The 18,924-nt window shown below is 55.4% G+C and carries 18 protein-coding genes; 9 read left to right on the top strand and 9 right to left on the bottom strand.

Annotated elements, in window-relative coordinates; translation table 11 throughout:
- Nucleotides 1-133: 133 nt before the first annotated feature.
- Nucleotides 134-760 (bottom strand): uracil phosphoribosyltransferase, encoded by a 627-nt coding sequence (gene upp, locus Q3H59_RS05590; protein ID WP_008108331.1) that lies wholly within the window; start codon nucleotides 758-760, stop codon nucleotides 134-136.
- A gap of 230 nt (nucleotides 761-990) precedes the next feature.
- Between upp and purM the strand changes: the two genes are divergently transcribed.
- Nucleotides 991-2,031: a phosphoribosylformylglycinamidine cyclo-ligase gene (gene purM, locus Q3H59_RS05585; RefSeq protein WP_008108330.1), complete on the top strand. Its 1,041-nt coding sequence runs from the start codon at nucleotides 991-993 to the stop codon at nucleotides 2,029-2,031.
- Nucleotides 2,028-2,666, top strand: a complete 639-nt coding sequence (purN, locus tag Q3H59_RS05580) for a phosphoribosylglycinamide formyltransferase (protein WP_309833687.1) — start codon at nucleotides 2,028-2,030, stop codon at nucleotides 2,664-2,666. Before purM ends, purN begins: the two co-directional genes overlap by 4 nt.
- Before the next feature lie 109 nt (nucleotides 2,667-2,775).
- On the opposite strand, the gene pstB is transcribed toward purN, so the two are convergent.
- Genes pstB through Q3H59_RS05565 form a run of 3 tightly spaced genes read right to left on the bottom strand, consistent with a single transcriptional unit; the run spans nucleotide 2,776 to nucleotide 7,243 of the window.
- A complete protein-coding gene (gene pstB, locus Q3H59_RS05575; protein ID WP_101763509.1) occupies nucleotides 2,776-3,543 on the bottom strand; it encodes a phosphate ABC transporter ATP-binding protein PstB in 768 nt (255 codons plus the stop codon).
- A gap of 11 nt (nucleotides 3,544-3,554) precedes the next feature.
- Nucleotides 3,555-5,153, bottom strand: a complete 1,599-nt coding sequence (pstA, locus tag Q3H59_RS05570) for a phosphate ABC transporter permease PstA (protein ID WP_101763508.1) — start codon at nucleotides 5,151-5,153, stop codon at nucleotides 3,555-3,557.
- Entirely contained in the window at nucleotides 5,150-7,243 is a 2,094-nt protein-coding gene (locus tag Q3H59_RS05565) for an ABC transporter permease subunit (protein WP_309833684.1), read from the bottom strand. Before Q3H59_RS05565 ends, pstA begins: the two co-directional genes overlap by 4 nt.
- 182 nt (nucleotides 7,244-7,425) lie before the next feature.
- On the opposite strand from Q3H59_RS05565, the gene ppk1 reads away from it, so the two are divergent.
- The 5 genes from ppk1 to mgtE all read left to right on the top strand — a co-directional run bounded on the left by ppk1 (nucleotide 7,426) and on the right by mgtE (nucleotide 13,539).
- The gene (gene ppk1 / locus Q3H59_RS05560) at nucleotides 7,426-9,486 is read left to right on the top strand and encodes a polyphosphate kinase 1 (RefSeq protein ID WP_101763506.1); all 2,061 of its coding nucleotides are present in this window, start codon (nucleotides 7,426-7,428) and stop codon (nucleotides 9,484-9,486) included.
- A 5-nt stretch (nucleotides 9,487-9,491) separates the two neighbouring features.
- Nucleotides 9,492-11,018 (top strand): exopolyphosphatase, encoded by a 1,527-nt coding sequence (gene ppx / locus Q3H59_RS05555; protein WP_101763505.1) that lies wholly within the window; start codon nucleotides 9,492-9,494, stop codon nucleotides 11,016-11,018.
- 21 nt (nucleotides 11,019-11,039) lie between these two features.
- Nucleotides 11,040-11,645, top strand: coding sequence for a tellurite resistance methyltransferase TehB (tehB, locus tag Q3H59_RS05550; RefSeq protein ID WP_405041644.1), 606 nt, complete (start codon nucleotides 11,040-11,042; stop codon nucleotides 11,643-11,645).
- Nucleotides 11,646-11,798: 153 nt separating this feature from the next.
- Nucleotides 11,799-11,984: a YfgG family protein gene (locus tag Q3H59_RS05545; protein WP_110866478.1), complete on the top strand. Its 186-nt coding sequence runs from the start codon at nucleotides 11,799-11,801 to the stop codon at nucleotides 11,982-11,984.
- A 121-nt stretch (nucleotides 11,985-12,105) separates the two neighbouring features.
- The gene (gene mgtE, locus Q3H59_RS05540) at nucleotides 12,106-13,539 is read left to right on the top strand and encodes a magnesium transporter (RefSeq protein ID WP_137386276.1); all 1,434 of its coding nucleotides are present in this window, start codon (nucleotides 12,106-12,108) and stop codon (nucleotides 13,537-13,539) included.
- Here mgtE and Q3H59_RS05535 read toward each other — a convergent pair.
- Together Q3H59_RS05535 and Q3H59_RS05530 are read right to left on the bottom strand one after the other, a co-directional pair.
- Nucleotides 13,536-14,036 carry an AlpA family transcriptional regulator gene (locus Q3H59_RS05535; protein WP_192233019.1) on the bottom strand — a complete coding sequence of 167 codons (501 nt, stop codon included), beginning with the start codon at nucleotides 14,034-14,036 and terminating at the stop codon, nucleotides 13,536-13,538. The two genes, mgtE and Q3H59_RS05535, sit on opposite strands and share 4 nt — an antisense overlap.
- Nucleotides 14,037-14,049: 13 nt before the next feature.
- Nucleotides 14,050-14,307: a hypothetical protein gene (locus Q3H59_RS05530; protein WP_309833676.1), complete on the bottom strand. Its 258-nt coding sequence runs from the start codon at nucleotides 14,305-14,307 to the stop codon at nucleotides 14,050-14,052.
- Between the two features lie 216 nt (nucleotides 14,308-14,523).
- Between Q3H59_RS05530 and Q3H59_RS05525 the strand changes: the two genes are divergently transcribed.
- Nucleotides 14,524-14,703 (top strand): DUF2158 domain-containing protein, encoded by a 180-nt coding sequence (locus Q3H59_RS05525; protein ID WP_101763499.1) that lies wholly within the window; start codon nucleotides 14,524-14,526, stop codon nucleotides 14,701-14,703.
- Between the two features lie 27 nt (nucleotides 14,704-14,730).
- On the opposite strand, the gene Q3H59_RS05520 is transcribed toward Q3H59_RS05525, so the two are convergent.
- A complete protein-coding gene (locus Q3H59_RS05520) occupies nucleotides 14,731-15,507 on the bottom strand; it encodes a DUF3750 domain-containing protein (RefSeq protein ID WP_309833673.1) in 777 nt (258 codons plus the stop codon).
- Between Q3H59_RS05520 and Q3H59_RS05515 the strand changes: the two genes are divergently transcribed.
- Nucleotides 15,464-15,601 (top strand): hypothetical protein, encoded by a 138-nt coding sequence (locus Q3H59_RS05515; RefSeq protein ID WP_192411982.1) that lies wholly within the window; start codon nucleotides 15,464-15,466, stop codon nucleotides 15,599-15,601. The two genes, Q3H59_RS05520 and Q3H59_RS05515, sit on opposite strands and share 44 nt — an antisense overlap.
- Nucleotides 15,602-15,676: 75 nt before the next feature.
- On the opposite strand, the gene guaA is transcribed toward Q3H59_RS05515, so the two are convergent.
- Together guaA and guaB are read right to left on the bottom strand one after the other, a co-directional pair.
- Nucleotides 15,677-17,257 (bottom strand): glutamine-hydrolyzing GMP synthase, encoded by a 1,581-nt coding sequence (gene guaA, locus Q3H59_RS05510; RefSeq protein WP_101763498.1) that lies wholly within the window; start codon nucleotides 17,255-17,257, stop codon nucleotides 15,677-15,679.
- Between the two features lie 72 nt (nucleotides 17,258-17,329).
- Nucleotides 17,330-18,796, bottom strand: coding sequence for an IMP dehydrogenase (gene guaB / locus Q3H59_RS05505; RefSeq protein WP_101763497.1), 1,467 nt, complete (start codon nucleotides 18,794-18,796; stop codon nucleotides 17,330-17,332).
- Nucleotides 18,797-18,924: the final 128 nt, after the last annotated feature.

The raw sequence follows: 18,924 nt of genomic DNA, 5'->3' as shown, positions 1-18,924 counted from the left end.
ACCCGAATCACTTACTTAAGTAAGCTCATCGGGATGAACTCGTTTGCCGCCTTGCCCTGGCTCGAATAACTCGAGGATGACAATGTTGTGTTTTTGCCAAAAAAAAGCCGACTCTCTGGCCGGCTGGTTTCTTTTATTTGGTTCCGAAAATCTTGTCCCCGGCATCGCCGAGTCCAGGAATGATGTAGCCCTTCTCGTTCAATCCCTGATCGATAGATGCGGTGTAAAGCTCCACATCCGGATGCGCTTTCTCCAGCGCGGCAATACCTTCAGGTGCGGCCACCAGCACCAGCACTTTAATGCTGGTACAACCGGCTTTTTTCAGCAGATCGATGGTGGCGATCATCGAACCGCCGGTTGCCAGCATCGGGTCGACCACCAGCGCCAGGCGCTCTTCGATGTTCGAAACCAGCTTCTGGAAATAAGGAACCGGCTCCAGCGTCTCTTCATCACGATACACGCCCACCACGCTGATGCGCGCGCTGGGAACGTGCTCAAGCACGCCTTCCATCATGCCAAGACCCGCACGCAGAATCGGAACCACGGTGATTTTTTTACCTTTGATCTGATCGATTTCAACCGGACCATTCCAGCCTTCGATGGTGACACGCTCGGTTTCCAGATCGGCGGTGGCTTCATAGGTCAGCAAGCTGCCCACTTCCGAGGCTAGCTCGCGGAAACGCTTGGTGCTGATATCATGCTCACGCATCAGGCCCAGTTTATGTTTGACCAGCGGGTGTTTGACTTCCACGATCTTCATGATTGTTCTCCCGGAATTGAGTTGAGCTAAAAAAAAATCGCCGGATTATACCGCCTTTTCGCTGCTGCGCCACTTGTCATCGGTCAATAGCCTGCCTCATCTAAGGATTGGCGAAAATCTGAGGCGATGCAAAGGCAGCATGAGATGGGACTCGCAAACGTTTGCCTGCGCTGTTAGAATTGCCGCGCTTAATTTTTGCCACCAACCGCAACTCGCGTGGGGATTCCGCAGTGACCGACAAAACCTCTCTCAGCTACAAAGACGCCGGTGTTGATATCGATGCTGGTAACGATCTGGTTGACCGTATCAAAGGCGTAGTGAAAAAAACCCGCCGCCCGGAAGTCATGGGTGGATTGGGCGGATTCGGCGCGCTCTGTGCGCTGCCGCAGAAGTACCGCGAGCCGGTGCTGGTCTCCGGAACCGATGGCGTCGGCACCAAGCTGCGTCTGGCGATGGATCTCAAACGCCACGACAGCATCGGCATTGATCTGGTCGCGATGTGTGTGAACGACCTAATTGTTCAGGGTGCTGAGCCGCTGTTCTTCCTCGATTATTACGCGACCGGCAAGCTGGATGTGGATACCGCGTCATCGGTGATCACCGGCATCGCCGAAGGTTGCTTGCAGTCGGGTTGTGCGCTGGTCGGCGGTGAAACCGCTGAAATGCCGGGCATGTACCACGGCGAAGATTACGACGTGGCGGGTTTCTGCGTCGGCGTGGTGGAAAAATCAGAGATCATTGACGGTTCGAAAGTGCAGGACGGCGACGTGCTGATCGCGCTGGGTTCCAGCGGCCCACACTCGAACGGTTATTCACTGGTGCGCAAGATTCTTGAAGTCAGCCAGACCGATCCGGCCACCAAACAGCTGGATGGCAAATCACTGGCCGATCACCTGCTGGCGCCAACCCGCATCTATGTGAAAAACATCCTTAGCCTGATCGAACAGGTTGATGTGCATGCGATTTCGCATCTGACCGGCGGCGGCTTCTGGGAAAACATCCCGCGCGTGTTGCCAGATAACACCCAGGCGGTGCTGGAAGAGAGCAGCTGGCAGTGGCCGTCAGTGTTCAGCTGGTTGCAGCAGGCAGGCAACGTTAGCCGTCACGAAATGTACCGCACCTTTAACTGCGGCGTGGGCATGGTGATTGCGCTGAGCCCGGCAGAAGCCGATAAAGCGGTACAGCTGATGACCGACGCGGGCGAAAAAGCGTGGAAAATCGGTGTGATTAAAGCGTCTGATTCAGAAGAGCGTGTGGTTATCAATCCATGAAAAAACTGGTTGTACTGATCTCCGGCAACGGAAGCAATCTTCAGTCCATCCTCGACGCCTGCGCAAGCGGGCGTATCAACGGCAGCGTCGCTGCCGTTTTCAGTAATAAAGCCAGCGCCTATGGTTTAACGCGCGCGCGGGAAGCCAATGTCCCGTCACATGCGTTAGCCGCCAGTGATTTTGCCGACCGCGAAGCCTTTGATCGCCAGCTGATGCAGGAGATTGATGCTTACGCGCCAGATCTGGTGGTGCTGGCCGGTTATATGCGCATCCTCAGCAGCGCTTTTGTCGCGCACTATCATGATCGTCTGGTGAATATTCATCCGTCGCTGTTGCCGAAATATCCGGGCTTACACACGCATCGTCAGGCGCTGGAAAACGGCGACGAGGAGCATGGCACCTCAGTGCATTTTGTCACTGACGAGCTGGATGGCGGACCCATTATTTTGCAAGCGCGTGTGCCGGTGTTTGCTGGCGACAGCGAAGACGAGATCAGCGCGCGCGTGCAGCATCAGGAACACGCGATCTATCCGCTGGTGATCAGCTGGTTTGTTGATGGGCGTTTGCAGATGCGTGAAGGTAAAGCATGGCTGGATGGTCAGTTATTACCGACGCAAGGCTATGCTCACGATTGAATGTTATGCATATTCCGAAGCGGCGCGATTTATCGCGCATTTCGATGGCAACATCGTGCCCATCCGGGCATTGCGCAATAAATTGCGCCGCTACAAATCGCAGACTTTTTTAACCAAATCTTCCCGTAATATAATCTTCGGTGCGCCGCGCTTTCGGTGAGGTGAAGATTCTGTCGGTTTCGTCAAACTCTACCAACTGACCGTTGTGCATAAACGCGGTGTAATCCGACACGCGTGCCGCCTGCTGCATATTGTGCGTCACCAGCACCAGTGTGAAATGCTGCTTCAGCGTGGTCATCAACTCCTCGATCACCAGCGTTGAGATCGGATCAAGTGCCGAAGTGGGCTCATCCAGCAGTAACACTTCCGGCTCGATGGCAATGGCGCGCGCAATCACCAAACGCTGCTGCTGGCCGTTAGAGAGCGTTAACGCGTTCTGCCCCAGCTGATCTTTCACTTCGCCCCACAACGCCGCCGCGCGCAGCGCACGCTCACAGGCTTCATTCAGCACGCGACGATCGCGCACGCCCTGCAAGCGCAGGCCGTAAACCACGTTTTCATAGATCGATTTAGGAAACGGATTCGGCCGCTGGAACACCATGCCAATGCGGCGACGCAGCGCGGGAAGATCCTGATTCGCCTGCATCACCGCGTAATCACCGAGCAGAATCTCGCCTTCAATGCGGCAGCGATCGATCACATCATTCATGCGATTGAAACAGCGCAGCAGCGTCGATTTGCCACAGCCGGAAGGACCAATCAACGCCGTGATGCGGTTCTTCGGAATCTGCAGATCAATGTTATTCAGCGCCTGGCGTTCGCCATACCACAGCGACAGCTGATTAACGCTAAGGGCAATGTCGTAATCGGGCGTCATCAGAAACCTTTTTAGTGCGTCATAATCCGGTAACGCTCACGCAGCCGATGGCGCAACGCCATCGCCAGCAGATTGAGCGACAGGATGATCACCACCAGCAGCAAAGCGGTGGCGTAAACCAGCGGTCGATCAGCATCGATGTTGGGGCTCTGGAACGCCAAATCGTAGATCTGAAAACCGAGGTGCATGAATTTGCGATCGAGGTGCAGATAAGGGAACACCGCATCAACCGGCAGCTCCGGAACCATCTTCACCACGCCCACCAGCATCAGCGGCGCGGTTTCTCCGGCCGCACGCGCCACCGCCAGAATCAAGCCGGTGAGCATGGCCGGTACCGCCAGCGGCAGCACCACGCGCCACAGCGTTTCTGCCTGCGTTGCGCCCAGCGCCAGCGATCCCTGACGCAGATTATCCGGAATGCGCGACAATCCCTCTTCGGTGGCAACGATCACCACCGGCAGCGTCAGCAGCGCCAGCGTCAGCGCGGCCCACAGCAATCCCGGCGTACCAAAAGTCGGATTGGGTAAGGCGCTGGAGAAAAACAGCTGGTCGAGGGTGCCGCCAATCAGCCAGACAAAGAAACCGAGGCCAAACACGCCGTAGACAATTGACGGCACGCCCGCAAGATTCACCACCGCGATGCGCACCAGCCGCGTCAACGCATTGCGTCCGGCGTATTCGTGCAGCCATACCGCCGCGATGACGCCGAGCGGCATGACGATGATCGACATCAACAGCACCATCAGCACGGTGCCAAAAATTGCCGGAAACGCCCCGCTCTCGCCGCCACCGGAAGTCGGTGAATCGCTGACGAATTGCCAAATCTGACCGAAGAAGTGCAGCGTTTTGTTGGTTAAGGTCATGGCATTCGGATACCACGCATCCACCACCTGCGCCAATGGGATGGTGTGATCCACGCCGTTCACATCGCGCAGCACCAGCGTATCGCGCTGACTTTCGTGCTGCAGATGAGTTAACTGCTGCGCCAGCGCGTTAAAGCGGCGCTGTAACGCCGTGCGATTGGCATCAAACTCAGACTGCACTTCCAGGCTGAAGCGGCCGTTACGCTGCTGCTCATCGGCCTGCTGCTGCAAGCTTTCCAGCTGTGCATTAAGGCGCGCCATCTCAATGCGGCGGATGTTACTCGCCTGGCGCAGCTGCTCATGTACCTGCTGCAAACGCTGATGCAGCAAGGCATCGCGGCTTTGAGCGGTCATGACTTCGTTATCCTGGCGCAGCTCCACCAGCCAACCATAGGCGTTGCCGCCGTTGCGGCGCTGCAGCACCAACACATCAGCAGGACGACGGGTTTTCGCCTCGCCCTGACTGTAGAGCACGCGGAAATCCGGCGCGGCAAAATCACGGTTGCCGGTTTTCACCACATAGCGCCACTGTTCGCCCTGCTGCTGCTTTTGCAAGGTTTCACCCAGTACCATCACCGGGCTGCCTTGCGGCGGCTGGAACTGATATTGATCGACCGGCTGCGGCCAGAAGGCACGCACGCCCTGCCAGCCGAGCAAACCAATCAGCAAGGTAAACGCCAGCAGGCAAACCGCGACGGCGCCGGCGGTGAGCCAGCGCCAGCGATCGTTTTGTTTCATTGCCGTCATCCGTGGCCCTCATGCTGGCTGTAGCGTTGGCGCAAGCGCTGACGAATCAACTCGGCGATGGTGTTGATCACCAAGGTGAAGATCAACAGCAACAACGCACTGAGGAACAGAATGCGATAATGCGCGCTGCCCGCTGCGGCTTCGGGCATCTCAATGGCAATGTTGGCGGAGAGCGCACGCAGGCCAGCAAATAAGCCGCCTTCACTAACCGGCGTGTTGCCAGTGGCCATCAGCACAATCATCGTCTCGCCGACGGCGCGGCCAAAGCCAATCATCAAGGCGGCGAAGATGCCCGCCGAGGCACCCGGCAGCACCACACGCGTCAGGGTTTGCCACGGCGTGGCGCCCAGCGCCAGCGAGCCCTGCCCGAGCGCGCCCGGCACGCTGAACAGCGCATCTTCCGATAAGGTGAAAATCAGCGGCACCAGTGCAAAACCCATCGCCAGCGCAGCAACTAATAAGTTGCGCTGTTCGTAATGCGCTAAACGCTCGCCAATCTCCGGCCAGAACAGCGTTGGCAGCCACAGCGTCAGCAACGTCACCACTAACAGTAGCGGCAGCAGCAGAATCACTTCAAAACCGGGACGTCGCCAGCTGGCCGGCAAACGCGGACTCAGCACGCCGCACAATAATAAGGTCGCGGCCAACACCGGCGGCAGTAGCAGCACGCCAACCAGCGCGGTGCTGATGTGCGGTGCCAGCCACACGCCAGCGATTAAACCAATTACCACGCTGGGCAGCGCGCCCATCATTTCGATCGCCGGTTTCACCCAGCGACGTAAACCCGGCGACATAAACCAGGCGGTATACATCGCGGCAGCCAGCGCCAGCGGCGTGGCAAACAGCAGCGCCAGACAGGCGGCTTTCAGCGTGCCCAGTACCAGCGGCATCAGGCTGAACTTGGCTTGATAGCTGTCGCCCGCCGCGGTGGATTGCCATACCCAATCGGCCTGCGGATAGTTTTCGTACCAGATTTTTTGCCACAGGTTGCGCCAGGTGAAGTCCGGCCACGGGTTATCCAGCGCAAACTGTTGCCATTCCCCGGCGCGTTCAATGATCAAGGCATCACCGTGCGGCGCGAAGGCCAGTGCCTGAATGCCCGGTGCCAGCTGACGCGTTAAAATCGCGCCCTGCTGCTTGCTGGCGAACAGCTGAACCGTGCCCTGCGCATCGTAAGTGGCAAACACGCGGCGCTGCGGCTCCGGCGTTATTCCGCGCGCCTGCTGGCTGCCGTTGAAGGTGTGAATCTGTTGTAAGCGCGGCCCATTATTACTGGCGATAGCGAACCATTGCTGCACGCCCTGCGCATCCTGAATCAGCAAGGTGCGTCCACCGGCCAGCATATGCAGGCTTTGCGGCGGCAGATTGAGGGTTTGCGTTTCACGTAACTGTGCGCCATCAGATGTGATTTGCCACACGCGCAGTAAGCGCCCGCTGCTGGCGTAGAGCAAGGTGCCATCCGGCGACAGCAGCAGATGATCGGCCTGCTGCTGGGGCAACAGGATCTGATTCACTTTTTGCTGATTTTCCAGCGTCAGCAGGCTGATGCCGGCTGCGGTTTGCGCCGCGATCAACCATTGATGGTCGTTGAGAGCGGTCAGCGCCATGTTACTGACCGGGCCTTGCGGTAAGCGCAGTGGACGATCGCCGAGCGGGAAGCCCCATTCGCCGCTGCCGTTGCGGATAACCGGTTGCATTAACAGCAGTTCGCCCTGCATATTGAGCAGCACGCTGCGGTTATCAAAGCTTGCGATCGCCGCATCGGGTTTGCCATTCAGCGCCAGTGCGGGAGCGGCAGGTTGACCATCAAGCGGAATAAAGCGCGCTTCGTTGCGGCTGATGCGCCAGCCTAAATGGCCGTCGCTGCCCATCGCCAGCATTGGGGCTTTGTCCCACAGCTGAATATTGGTGGTGGCATGCATTCCCGGCGCGCTAAACAGCGGCAACACCACCCAGATCAACCAGAAGAACAGCAGTAACATCAGCAGCAAAATTCCCACGCCGCAAGCTGTGACGACGCGGCGCACTAAATTATCAGTGGCGCGTCGACGACGGTCGCTAAAGTGGACGGGAATACGATTTATGCTCATGCAGGCCAGGTTACCGGTGGAAACAAGTCGCTATGTTGCCCGTAGCTGATTGATAAGACAACCTTTGACGTTGGACAAGCCTGCCATACTCTCGCCATAATGGTGACGGACACTGAGCGGTAACGCATTTTTGCGTCTTTTCCGCCGGACATTCCGTCCAGCATCAGCATCTCGGAGTCAGAATGGGTCAGGATAAGCTGTATATAGAAAAAGAATTAAGCTGGTTAAGCTTCAATGAACGTGTGTTACAGGAAGCCTCGGATAAAAGTAATCCGCTGATTGAACGCATGCGCTTCCTCGGGATTTACTCCAATAACCTCGAAGAGTTCTATAAAGTGCGCTTTGCCGATCTCAAGCGGCGAATTCTGATCAGCGAAGAGCAAGGCAAACCGACCTCTTTGCGGCATCTGTTAAAGAAAATTCAGCTGCGGGTGCAGAAATCGGATCAGGAGTTTGATGCGCTCTACAACGATCTGCTGCTGGAAATGGCGCGTAATCAGATCTTCCTGATTAACGAACGTCAACTGTCACCGAATCAGCAAGAGTGGCTGCGCTACTACTTCAAACATCAATTACGCCAGCACGTTACGCCGATTCTGATTAACCATGACACCGATCTGATCGAATTCCTGAAAGACGATTACACCTATCTGGCGGTGGAGATCATTCGCGGCGACGATATTCGTTATGCGCTGCTGGAGATCCCGTCAGATAAAGTGCCGCGCTTTATTAACTTGCCGGCTGAGTCGCCACGTCGGCGCAAGCCAATGATTTTGCTGGATAACATCCTGCGCTATTGCCTTGATGAAATTTTCAAAGGCTTCTTCGATTACGATACGCTAAATGCCTATTCAATGAAGATGACGCGCGACGCCGAATACGATCTGGTTACAGAGATGGAATCGAGCCTGCTGGAGCTGATGTCGTCGAGCCTGAAGCAGCGTCTCAATGCCGAGCCGGTCCGTTTTGTTTATCAGCGCGATATGCCGGATGCAATGGTGGAAATGCTGCGCCATAAGCTGTCGATTTCGAACTACGATTCGATTGTGCCCGGCGGCCGCTACCATAACTTTAAAGATTTCATCGGCTTCCCGAACGTTGGTAAAAGCAATCTGGAAAACCGTCCGCTGCCGCAGATTCGCCACATCGGCTTTGACGGCTTCCGCAACGGTTTCGACGCCATCCGCAATCGCGATGTGCTGCTCTACTATCCGTATCACACTTTTGAGCATGTGCTGGAGCTGCTGCGTCAGGCCTCGTTCGACCCGAACGTGCTGGCGATTAAGATCAATATTTATCGCGTAGCGAAAAACTCGCGCATCATGGATGCGATGATTCACGCCGCCTATAACGGTAAGAAAGTCACGGTGGTGGTGGAACTGCAGGCGCGCTTCGATGAAGAGGCCAATATCCGCTGGGCGAAACGCCTGACCGAAGCGGGCGTGCATGTGATCTTCTCCGCGCCGGGTCTGAAAATTCACGCCAAGCTGTTCCTGATTTCGCGCCGTGAAGGCGAAGAAGTGGTGCGTTATGCGCATATCGGTACCGGGAACTTCAACGAAAAAACCGCGCGCATTTATACTGACTATTCATTGCTGACCGCCGATGCGCGCATCACCAATGAAGTGCGTCGCGTGTTCAACTTCATTGAGAATCCGTATCGTCCGGTCACCTTCGAGCATTTGCTGGTGTCACCGCAGAACTCGCGCGACGTACTGTATAAGTTCATTGATGCCGAGATCGCCAACGCGCAGCAAGGCAATCCTGCTGGCATTACGTTGAAGATCAACAACCTGGTGGATAATGGTTTAGTTGATCGACTTTACGCCGCCTCGTCGGCAGGCGTGAAAGTGAATCTGCTGGTGCGCGGCATGTGTTCGCTGATTCCTGATTTACCGGGCATCAGTGAAAATATTCGCATTACCAGCATCGTTGACCGCTATCTCGAACACGACCGCGTCTATATTTTTGAGAACGGCGGCGAGAAAAAGGTGTTCCTCTCTTCCGCGGACTGGATGACGCGTAACATAGACCACCGCATTGAAGTAGCCGTGGCGATTCTTGATCCCCGCGTGAAGCAGCGCATATTGGACATCATCGCCATTCTGTTTAGTGATACGGTGAAAGCCCGCATCGTCGATAAAGAGCTGAGTAATCGTTATGTGCCGCGCGGCAACCGTAAAAAGGTGCGTTCGCAGCTGGCCATTTATGACTACATCAAGAAACTGGAACAACCCGAATAACGCCTATGCCAATCTCACATAAAAGTACGCCGAAACCTCAGGAATTCGCGGCAATCGACCTCGGATCGAACAGCTTCCATATGGTCATTGCCCGCGTGGTGGATGGCGCTTTGCAAGTGCTGGGACGCCTGAAACAGCGCGTGCATCTCGCCGATGGGCTGGATGCGCACAATCGCCTGAGCGAAGAAGCGATTGAGCGCGGGCTGAGCTGTCTGGCGTTGTTCGCCGAACGTTTGCAGGGCTTCAGTTCCGCCAACGTGACGATCGTCGGCACGCACACGCTGCGTATCGCCAGCAATGCGGAAGAGTTTCTGCAGCGCGCGGCCGAGGTGATTCCCTATCCGATCGAAGTGATCTCCGGCAACGAAGAAGCGCGTCTGATTTTTATGGGCGTGGAGCACACGCAGCCGGAAAAAGGCCGCAAGCTGGTGATCGATATCGGCGGCGGCTCCACCGAACTGGTGATTGGGGAAGACTTTGAGCCGCAGCTGGTAGAGAGCCGCCGCATGGGCTGCGTCAGCTTCGCCAATCTCTTCTTCCCCAAAGGCGAAATTACGCCAGAAAACTTCCGCCGTGCGCGCCTCTCCGCTGCGCAAAAGCTGGAAACCATGGCGTGGCAATATCGTTTGCACGGCTGGCAATATGCGCTGGGCGCGTCGGGCTCCATTAAAGCGGCCTGCGAAGTGCTGCTGGCGATGGGCGAAAAAGAGAAGCTGATTACGCCAGAAACGCTGGAATTGCTGACCAGCGAAGTGCTGAAGCATAAGTCGTTTAATGCGCTGAGCCTGCCGGGCTTGTCGGAAGAGCGTAAGGCGGTATTTGTACCGGGCTTAGCAATTTTGTGTGGCGTGTTTGATGCGTTAGCGATTCGCGAGCTGCGTCTCTCTGACGGCGCACTGCGTGAAGGCGTGTTGTATGAGATGGAGGGCCGTTTCCGTCATCAGGACATTCGCAGCCGCACCGCGCAAAGTCTGGCAAATCACTATGCGATTGATAGCGATCAGGCGCGTCGCGTGCTGGAAACCACCGAGAAGCTCTATTTGCAGTGGCAGGAGCAGAATCCCAAGCAAGCCAATCCACAACTGTCGGCGCTGCTGAAATGGGCTGCGCTGCTGCATGAAGTGGGATTGACCATCAATCACAGCGGTATGCAGCGCCATTCGGCTTACATCCTGCAGAACTCCAACATGCCGGGCTTTAATCAGGATCAACAGATGCTGTTGGCCACGCTGGTACGTTATCACCGCAAAGCGGTGAAGCAGGATGAGATGCCGCGTTTCACCTTGTTTAAAAAGAAACAGTTTCTGCCGATGGTATTCCTGCTGCGTCTTGGCACGCTGCTGAATAATCAGCGCCAGGCGACCACCAAACCGGATTCGCTCAAGCTCAGCACCGACGACGGCCACTGGACGCTGACCTTCCCTGCCGGCTTCCTGAGCCAGAATACGTTGGTGCAGCTGGATCTGGAGCGCGAGCAAGCTTACTGGAATGATGTCACCGGCTGGAAACTAATGCTGGAAGAAGAGGAGTAATGCGGGCAGCTGGCCCGCAATTTGGTTATGACGACACGCCCCGATAACTATTACGCTGAAAAATACGGCCTCACGCCGACCCATTCTGAAGTGCTGGCGGCCCTGCCTCATCTTGAAGTAGGGAAAGCACTGGATTTGGGCTGCGGCCAGGGCCGCAATAGTCTGTTTCTCAATCAGCATGGCTTTGACGTGACGGCCTGGGACAGCAATCCCGCCAGTCTGGAGCGCCTGAACAGCATCATTGCGGAAGAGAATCTACAGAACATTCACACCGAGCTGTGCGATCTCAATAGCGTGCGCTTCAACGGCGACTATCAGTTTGTGCTGTCGACCGTGGTGATGATGTTCCTGCAGCCGGCAACCATTCCGCAGCTGATTGCCGATATGCAGGCCAGCACGCGTAAATATGGCTACAACCTGATTGTGGCGGCGATGGATACCGATGATTATCCCAATACGCAAAACTTCCCGTTTGCGTTTAAATCCGGTGAACTCAGCCACTATTACCGCAACTGGCATATTGTGAAGTACAACGAAGAGGTCGGTGAACTGCATCGTCGTGATGAAAACGGTAACCGCATTAAAACCCGTTTCGCCACGCTGCTGGCGCAGAAAGCCAGTTACTGAATTAACGGCCGCTTTGTGCGGCCATTCGATTGTCTGATGTCGATCAGTGCGCTGAACCTTTTTCGCTCATTTTTCACACAGCGATTGCTTTAGCGATCTAAGTGTGACTAAATATTGCCTCCGCCCATCGGGCATTTACAGGAACCACCCCGCGTGAACAGCGCTATCTCTGCACGAAGACGTCCCAAAACTGGCACCATGACCCGCATTGTTTTACTGGTCAGCTTCTTAATTTTGTTCGGCCGCCTGCTTTTCATCATTCCCGGTGCCATCGAGCATCATCAGCAAAAGAAAGCCATCCCTGAACCGGTCACGCTGAGCACCAGTGATTCGCGCTAAATAATTTGCGGGTCGGCTGTCGCTGCTAAACATTGTCCTTTGAGACAATGCTGCTTTTTACGTCTTGTTACCCGCAACGCGCTACACTGTGAGCTGACTTTACAGACACAAGGAACGCGTTATGTCTGCTTCGCATTCACAAAAATTAGCTGAAACCCGTCATCACATTCTCAACCTGCTGCTCAACGAGCACGATCTGGTTGATGTTCTGCTGGATAAATCCGTCGATCTGAATGCCGCCGAACTGCGTGATATCACCGACTGGCGTCATGAATTAGAGCGTGAGCTGCAGCAATTGCACGCCGCGGATTTAGCCGACATCCTCGAAGCCTTGCCGGAAGAAGAGCGTCAGGCGCTGTGGCGTTTAGTGCCGACGGCGCAGCGCGGTCACGTTCTGGTTGAGGCTTCAGAAACCGTTTGGGCCAGCCTGACGGAAGAAATGTCTGATCGCGATATTCTGCACGCCATCGAGCCGCTGGATATCGACGATCAGGTATATCTGGCGCGCTACCTGCCGCGCGATTTAACCGGACGTCTGCTCACCACCCTTGAACCTAGCCTGCGCGCGCGACTGATGAGCGTGATCGAGCTGGATCGCGATCGCGTCGGGCAGATCATGGATTTCAATATCCTGACGGTGCGCTCTGACGTGACCTTAGCCACGGTGCAGCGCTATCTGCGTAAAGGCAAAAAAATGCCTGACGGCACCGATAAGATCTTTATCACCGACGAACAAAATCAACTGGTAGGTGAGTTAACGCTTACTGATATTCTGCTCAACAAACCGAAGATGCTGGTCGCAGAAGTGATGAATTCGCATCCCACCACGTTTCAGCTCAACGATAAAGCGGAAGACGCCGCCAGCGCTTTTGAACGTTATAACCTGATCTCCGCTGCGGTCACCGATGCTCAAGGCAAACTGATTGGCCGTATCACCATTGAAGACGTGGTCGATTTGGTGAACGAAGAGAACGAAAGCAACATCCGTAAAATGGGGGGTATCAGCCAGGGCGAAGACGTGTTTGCGCCGGTGCGCAAAGCGGTGGGCAAACGCTGGGCCTGGCTGGCGGTTAACCTGTGTACCGCATTTGTCGCTTCGCGCGTGATTGGCCTGTTCGAAGCCACCATATCGCAGCTGGTTGCGCTGGCGGCGCTGATGCCAATTGTCGCCGGCATCGGCGGCAACACCGGCAATCAAACCATTACCATGATTGTGCGTGCGCTGGCGCTGCATCAGGTTGAACCGGGTAATTTCTCGTTCCTGATCATGCGTGAACTCGGCGTGGCATTGATTAACGGCCTGTTCTGGGGCGGCATTATGGGCGGTGTCACCTGGCTGATGTACGACAACCTGCAACTCGGCGGCGTGATGATGCTGGCGATGGTGCTGAACCTGCTGCTGGCCGCGCTGATGGGCGTGCTGATTCCGTTAATCATGACCAAAATGAAACGCGATCCCGCCGTTGGCTCTAGCGTGCTGATCACCGCGATCACCGATACCGGCGGATTCTTTATCTTCCTTGGTCTGGCGACGATATTTTTGCTGCATCATTAAGGCTTTAAACAGTGTGCGTAACGTTGCAGCATCTGCTGTAAATTGAGTTGCAACGTTGCGCGCGCCAGTTCACTCAGTGCTGGATTGACCCGCGTTGAACCACGCTGATTTAACCACTCCAGCACATCGATTAAATGCCATATGGCTGTTTTTCCATCATGAATCGGACGCGGAAACTGCGGGCTATGGCTGAGCATCAGCTTGCGCATGTTCTGCCGCGAAACTCCTATCAACTCTGCGATATCCGTCAGCCCGACTAAATCTGGCGCGGCTTCAATCAGTTCCGCATCTGGCAATGCCTGAAAAACATCCTCCAACGCGCTGCGCACCGCGTCCTGTGCAGTGCTGGCTTCGCGGCAGAACGTCATGCTTAATTTTCCCGCCACACCCGCGCCAATTAACGCATCAGTGCAGCCTTGCGAACCGAGCCGTTCGATCACTTCATCGATGTCGCTCTCATCGTTGAGCTGAAAACGCAGCGTAAACTCAAATTCCATGTTTCACTCCTCGTCACTTAACCCGCTGAGGGTTTTCACTGCAGTTATCCACCACGCGCCGTAACAGTTTGGCATGGGTTTCAGGATTTTTTGGCGTACTCCAGATGCAGGTAATGCAGTAATCCCCACATCGACACTCTGTCGAATTATCTGGGCAGTACATCTTGCCCCACGCATGGTGACCGCCAACGGCAATCTTCCAACCTCTCGCTTCTGCATATCGCAAAGCCTCTTCGACCGCTTTATGCGGATGCCGCTTCCTCTCTGACATCGCTGGCTACCTTATGCTCACCGCAATAAGTTGTCAACTGACAACCGCGAAGTGTTTCGGTACTATTTCAGCGGCGAATGCTGCAGAAAATAACCAGAACGGTCTCAACGCGCTTTGATTCAGTTTTGTGCTGGAAGACAGCGCACAAAATCAAGCGCACAGCGCCTGAAGTGCATATAGACTCTGTTGTTATCACTGACCTGAAGGAGAAGAAGCATGTTTAACGTGGATGATTTTGTGCAGTCTAAGACCGGTGGCCCAAAGATGCAGGTGCTGCGCGTGGAAGGCGATATGCTGTGGTGCGCTCGCGTTGACGATCACATCAAGCGTGAAATTGAAGTCAGAGCCGATAGCGTGAATCTGTATCACGAAGACGGCGATTTCGGCGTCTGTTAAAAAAATGGCCCCAAATCGGGGCCATTTTTAGGGATTGTCTCGCTGCACATTATTCTGACCGATGCCGCCGATAAACGGCAGACGCAGCCTAAATGGTGTGAAATCCAGCCCCATGTTTAATCCCAGCAAGTTCACTTCCAGCCCCTCTTCCGCGCCAACCGTCACACCCAACACGCCCAGCAGGGAAAGCTGCACGCCGCGACCTGAAGGTGGTAAACCTACCGGATTAAGCAGCGAGCGATAATCTTTGCCGAGCGCGTTAGCCGGTAGATCCAACTTCAACGCCGGAACCTCGCGGCCGATATGCGCCATAAAAGTATTGCTGTTGGGTCCCGGCCAGGCGTGATACGTGGTCGGCCAGGGATAGGATTTAATGGCCGCTTCGATCTGCGGAATCATCGCTTCTGCGCTACTGCCGCGATGCTCAACCAGCAGACGCGGCTTCGCACCGTACCAGTAACCATCGGGAAGATTGCTGTTACGACGCACTTTATCGCCGCTGCCCCAGCTAATCACTTCGTAACGGTTATAGCGGGTTTCACCGGCGCGCTTGAAGATAATCCACGGATGCACCGCCACCGCGCCCTTCCAGCCATAAGTCGGCGCAGCATAAACCTGCACGATAGCTTCTGCCGCATAACGCTGCGGATCCGGTGCGATACCGGCCGAATCGCGCCTTGCGGATGCCCAGCCACCGCGTTCAGAGGTGAGCTCACCGCTTCGCGTTGCCTGCGCCAAGCTCGCGCCTAAGGAAAGCAAGATGATGCAAAGAAAAGAGATCAGTACGGCTTTAAAAGGCAACATCGACGGCATCCTGATGAGTAAAAATCAACCGCTATCTTGCATCGAAACGGTGGGATTTGTATTCACGAACTATGCGATACATTTAGCCGCATGATTTGCCATCAGAAGGTTTGAAAAAAAAGCCCGCAATTAAGCGGGCTTCGTTTTTACGCAGTGATCAAAGCAGGATTTATTCCCACTCAATCGTCGCAGGTGGTTTACCTGAAATATCATAAACCACGCGGGAAATGCCGTTAACTTCGTTGATGATGCGGTTAGAGACGCGGCCGAGGAAATCGTACGGCAGGTGCGCCCAGTGCGCTGTCATGAAGTCGATGGTTTCCACCGCACGCAGTGAAACTACCCAATCATATTTACGACCATCGCCCATCACGCCAACAGAACGTACTGGCAGGAACACGGTGAACGCCTGGCTGACTTTGTTGTACAGGTCAGCTTTATGCAGCTCTTCGATGAAGATGGCGTCTGCACGGCGCAGCAGGTCGCAGTACTCTTTCTTCACTTCGCCCAGCACGCGCACGCCCAAACCTGGACCTGGGAACGGATGACGATACAGCATGTCGTACGGCAGGCCGAGTTCCAGACCGATTTTACGCACTTCGTCTTTGAACAGCTCTTTCAGCGGCTCAACCAGGCCCATCTTCATCTCTTTCGGCAAACCGCCCACGTTGTGGTGCGATTTGATCACGTGCGCTTTACCGGTGGCAGAAGCCGCCGATTCGATCACGTCAGGATAGATGGTGCCTTGTGCCAGCCACTTCACGTCTTCCAGACGCAGCGCCTGCTCGTCAAACACCTCTACGAATACGCGGCCGATGATTTTACGTTTGGCTTCGGGATCGTTCTCGCCCGCCAGCGCATCAAGGAAGCGCGCTTCTGCCGCAACGTGCACGATGTTCAGACCGAAGTGGTCACCGAACATTTCCAGCACCTGCTCAGCTTCATTCAGACGCAGCAGGCCGTTATCCACGAACACGCAGGTCAGACGCTCGCCGATGGCGCGATGCAGCAGCATCGCGGTCACAGAAGAGTCCACGCCGCCAGACAGACCGAGAATCACTTTGTCATCGCCAACCTGCTGACGAATACGCTCAACCGCATCTTCGATGATTTTGGCTGGTGTCCACAGCGCTTCACAGCCGCAGATGTCACGAATGAAACGCTCAAGCATGCGCAGGCCCTGACGCGTGTGCGTCACTTCCGGGTGGAACTGCACGCCGTAGAATTTCTTCTCTTCGTTAGCCATGATGGCAAACGGACAGGTTTCGGTGCTGGCAACGGTTTCGAAACCGGCTGGGATGGCGGTGACTTTGTCGCCGTGGCTCATCCAAACGTCCAGCAGCGGTTTACCTGCTGCGCTAATCGCATCTTCGATGTCACGCACCAGCGCGCTCTGAGTCAGCACTTCAACCTGCGCATAACCAAATTCGCGCTCGTTAGAGCCCTCAACCTTGCCGCCCAACTGCATCGCCATGGTCTGCATGCCGTAGCAGACGCCCAACACTGGCACACCCGCGTTAAACACGTATTCCGGCGCACGCGGGCTGTTCAGCTCGGTGGTGCTCTCCGGACCGCCAGAGAGAATGATGCCGTTCGGGTTAAACTGGCGAATTTGCTCTTCGGTGACATCCCACGCCCAGAGTTCGCAGTAGACACCCAGCTCGCGCACGCGGCGCGCAACCAGCTGCGTATACTGAGAACCAAAATCGAGGATCAAAATGCGATGTTTATGAATATTTTCAGTCGTCATTGAGGCGTTTCCATTGGGATGGACTTAATAATAAAAGCGCCCGGCGGGTGCCGGGCGCTAAATTTTACGGGATTATGAACCCATGCGGTAGTTTGGTGACTCTTTGGTGATGGTCACGTCATGCACGTGGCTTTCATTGATGCCCGCGCCGCTGATACGCACAAACTCCGCTTTGGTGCGCAGATCGTCAATGGTCTGGCAACCCGTCAGGCCCATGCAAGAGCGCAAGCCGCCCATTTGCTGGTGCACGATCTCTTTCAGGCGGCCTTTGTAGGCAACGCGGCCTTCGATACCTTCCGGTACCAGTTTGTCAGCGGCGTTATCGCTCTGGAAGTAACGATCTGAAGAGCCTTTGGACATCGCGCCCAGTGAACCCATACCGCGATAAGACTTGAACGAACGGCCTTGATACAGCTCGATTTCGCCCGGAGACTCTTCGGTACCAGCCAGCATAGAACCGACCATGACGGCCGCTGCGCCTGCTGCAATCGCTTTAGCGATGTCGCCAGAGAAGCGGATGCCGCCATCAGCGATAACCGGAATGCCGGTGCCTTCCAGCGCGGCAACCGCATCAGAAACCGCGGTGATCTGTGGCACGCCAACACCAGTGACGATACGCGTGGTACAGATTGAGCCAGGACCGATCCCCACTTTCACCGCGCTCACGCCGGCCTGCGCCAACGCCAATGCGCCTGCGCCGGTGGCAACGTTGCCGCCGATGATTTCCAGGTTCGGATATTTTGCACGGGTTTCACGAATACGCTGCAGCACGCCTTCAGAGTGACCGTGTGATGAGTCAATTAGCAGCACGTCAACACCGGCAGCAACCAGCGCATCAACGCGCTCTTCATTGCCCGCACCGGCACCAACCGCAGCGCCTACGCGCAGACGGCCTTCCGCATCTTTACACGCGTTAGGTTTACGTTCGGCTTTTTGGAAGTCTTTAACGGTGATCATGCCCAGCAGGTGGAAGCTGTCATCAACAACCAGCGCTTTCTCAACACGTTTTTCATGCATTTTGTGCAGCACAACTTCGCGTGCTTCACCCTCTTTCACCGTTACCAGGCGCTCTTTAGGGGTCATCACTGCGGAAACTGGTAAGGTCAGGTCGGTAACAAAACGCACGTCACGGCCCGTGATGATGCCCACCAGCTCGTTGTCGGTGTTCACGACCGGGTAGCCGGCGAAGCCGTTACGTTCGGTCAGCTCTTTCACCGCCGCCAGCGCGGTAGTTGGCAGCACGGTTTGTGGATCGGTAACGACGCCGCTTTCGTGTTTTTTCACCTTACGAACTTCATCCGCCTGGCGCTCAATTGACATGTTTTTGTGAATAAAGCCCAAACCACCTTCCTGCGCCAGCGCAATTGCCAGACCGGCTTCGGTCACGGTGTCCATTGCAGCGGAGAGCATGGGGATGTTCAGACGGATGTTTTTCGTCAGCTGAGTGCTGAGATCAGCGGTGTTCGGTAAGACAGTGGAGTGAGCGGGAACGAGCAGAACGTCGTCAAATGTGAGGGCTTCTTTAGCGATTCTTAACATTGCAATATCTCCACCTGGGGGCGATTAAAACAGATAAAATATTGCCGCGGCATTATACAGGCCGAAACCGATTGCCTCCAGTGTTTTTTCAGAAAATGTCTTGATCCTCAGGGCAAGCAATGTAGTAT

Source organism: Pantoea sp. SORGH_AS_0659 (assembly GCF_031453915.1).
Classification (GTDB): Bacteria; Pseudomonadota; Gammaproteobacteria; order Enterobacterales; family Enterobacteriaceae; genus Pantoea; species Pantoea leporis.
This window is presented reverse-complemented; position numbering and strand designations above follow the sequence as displayed.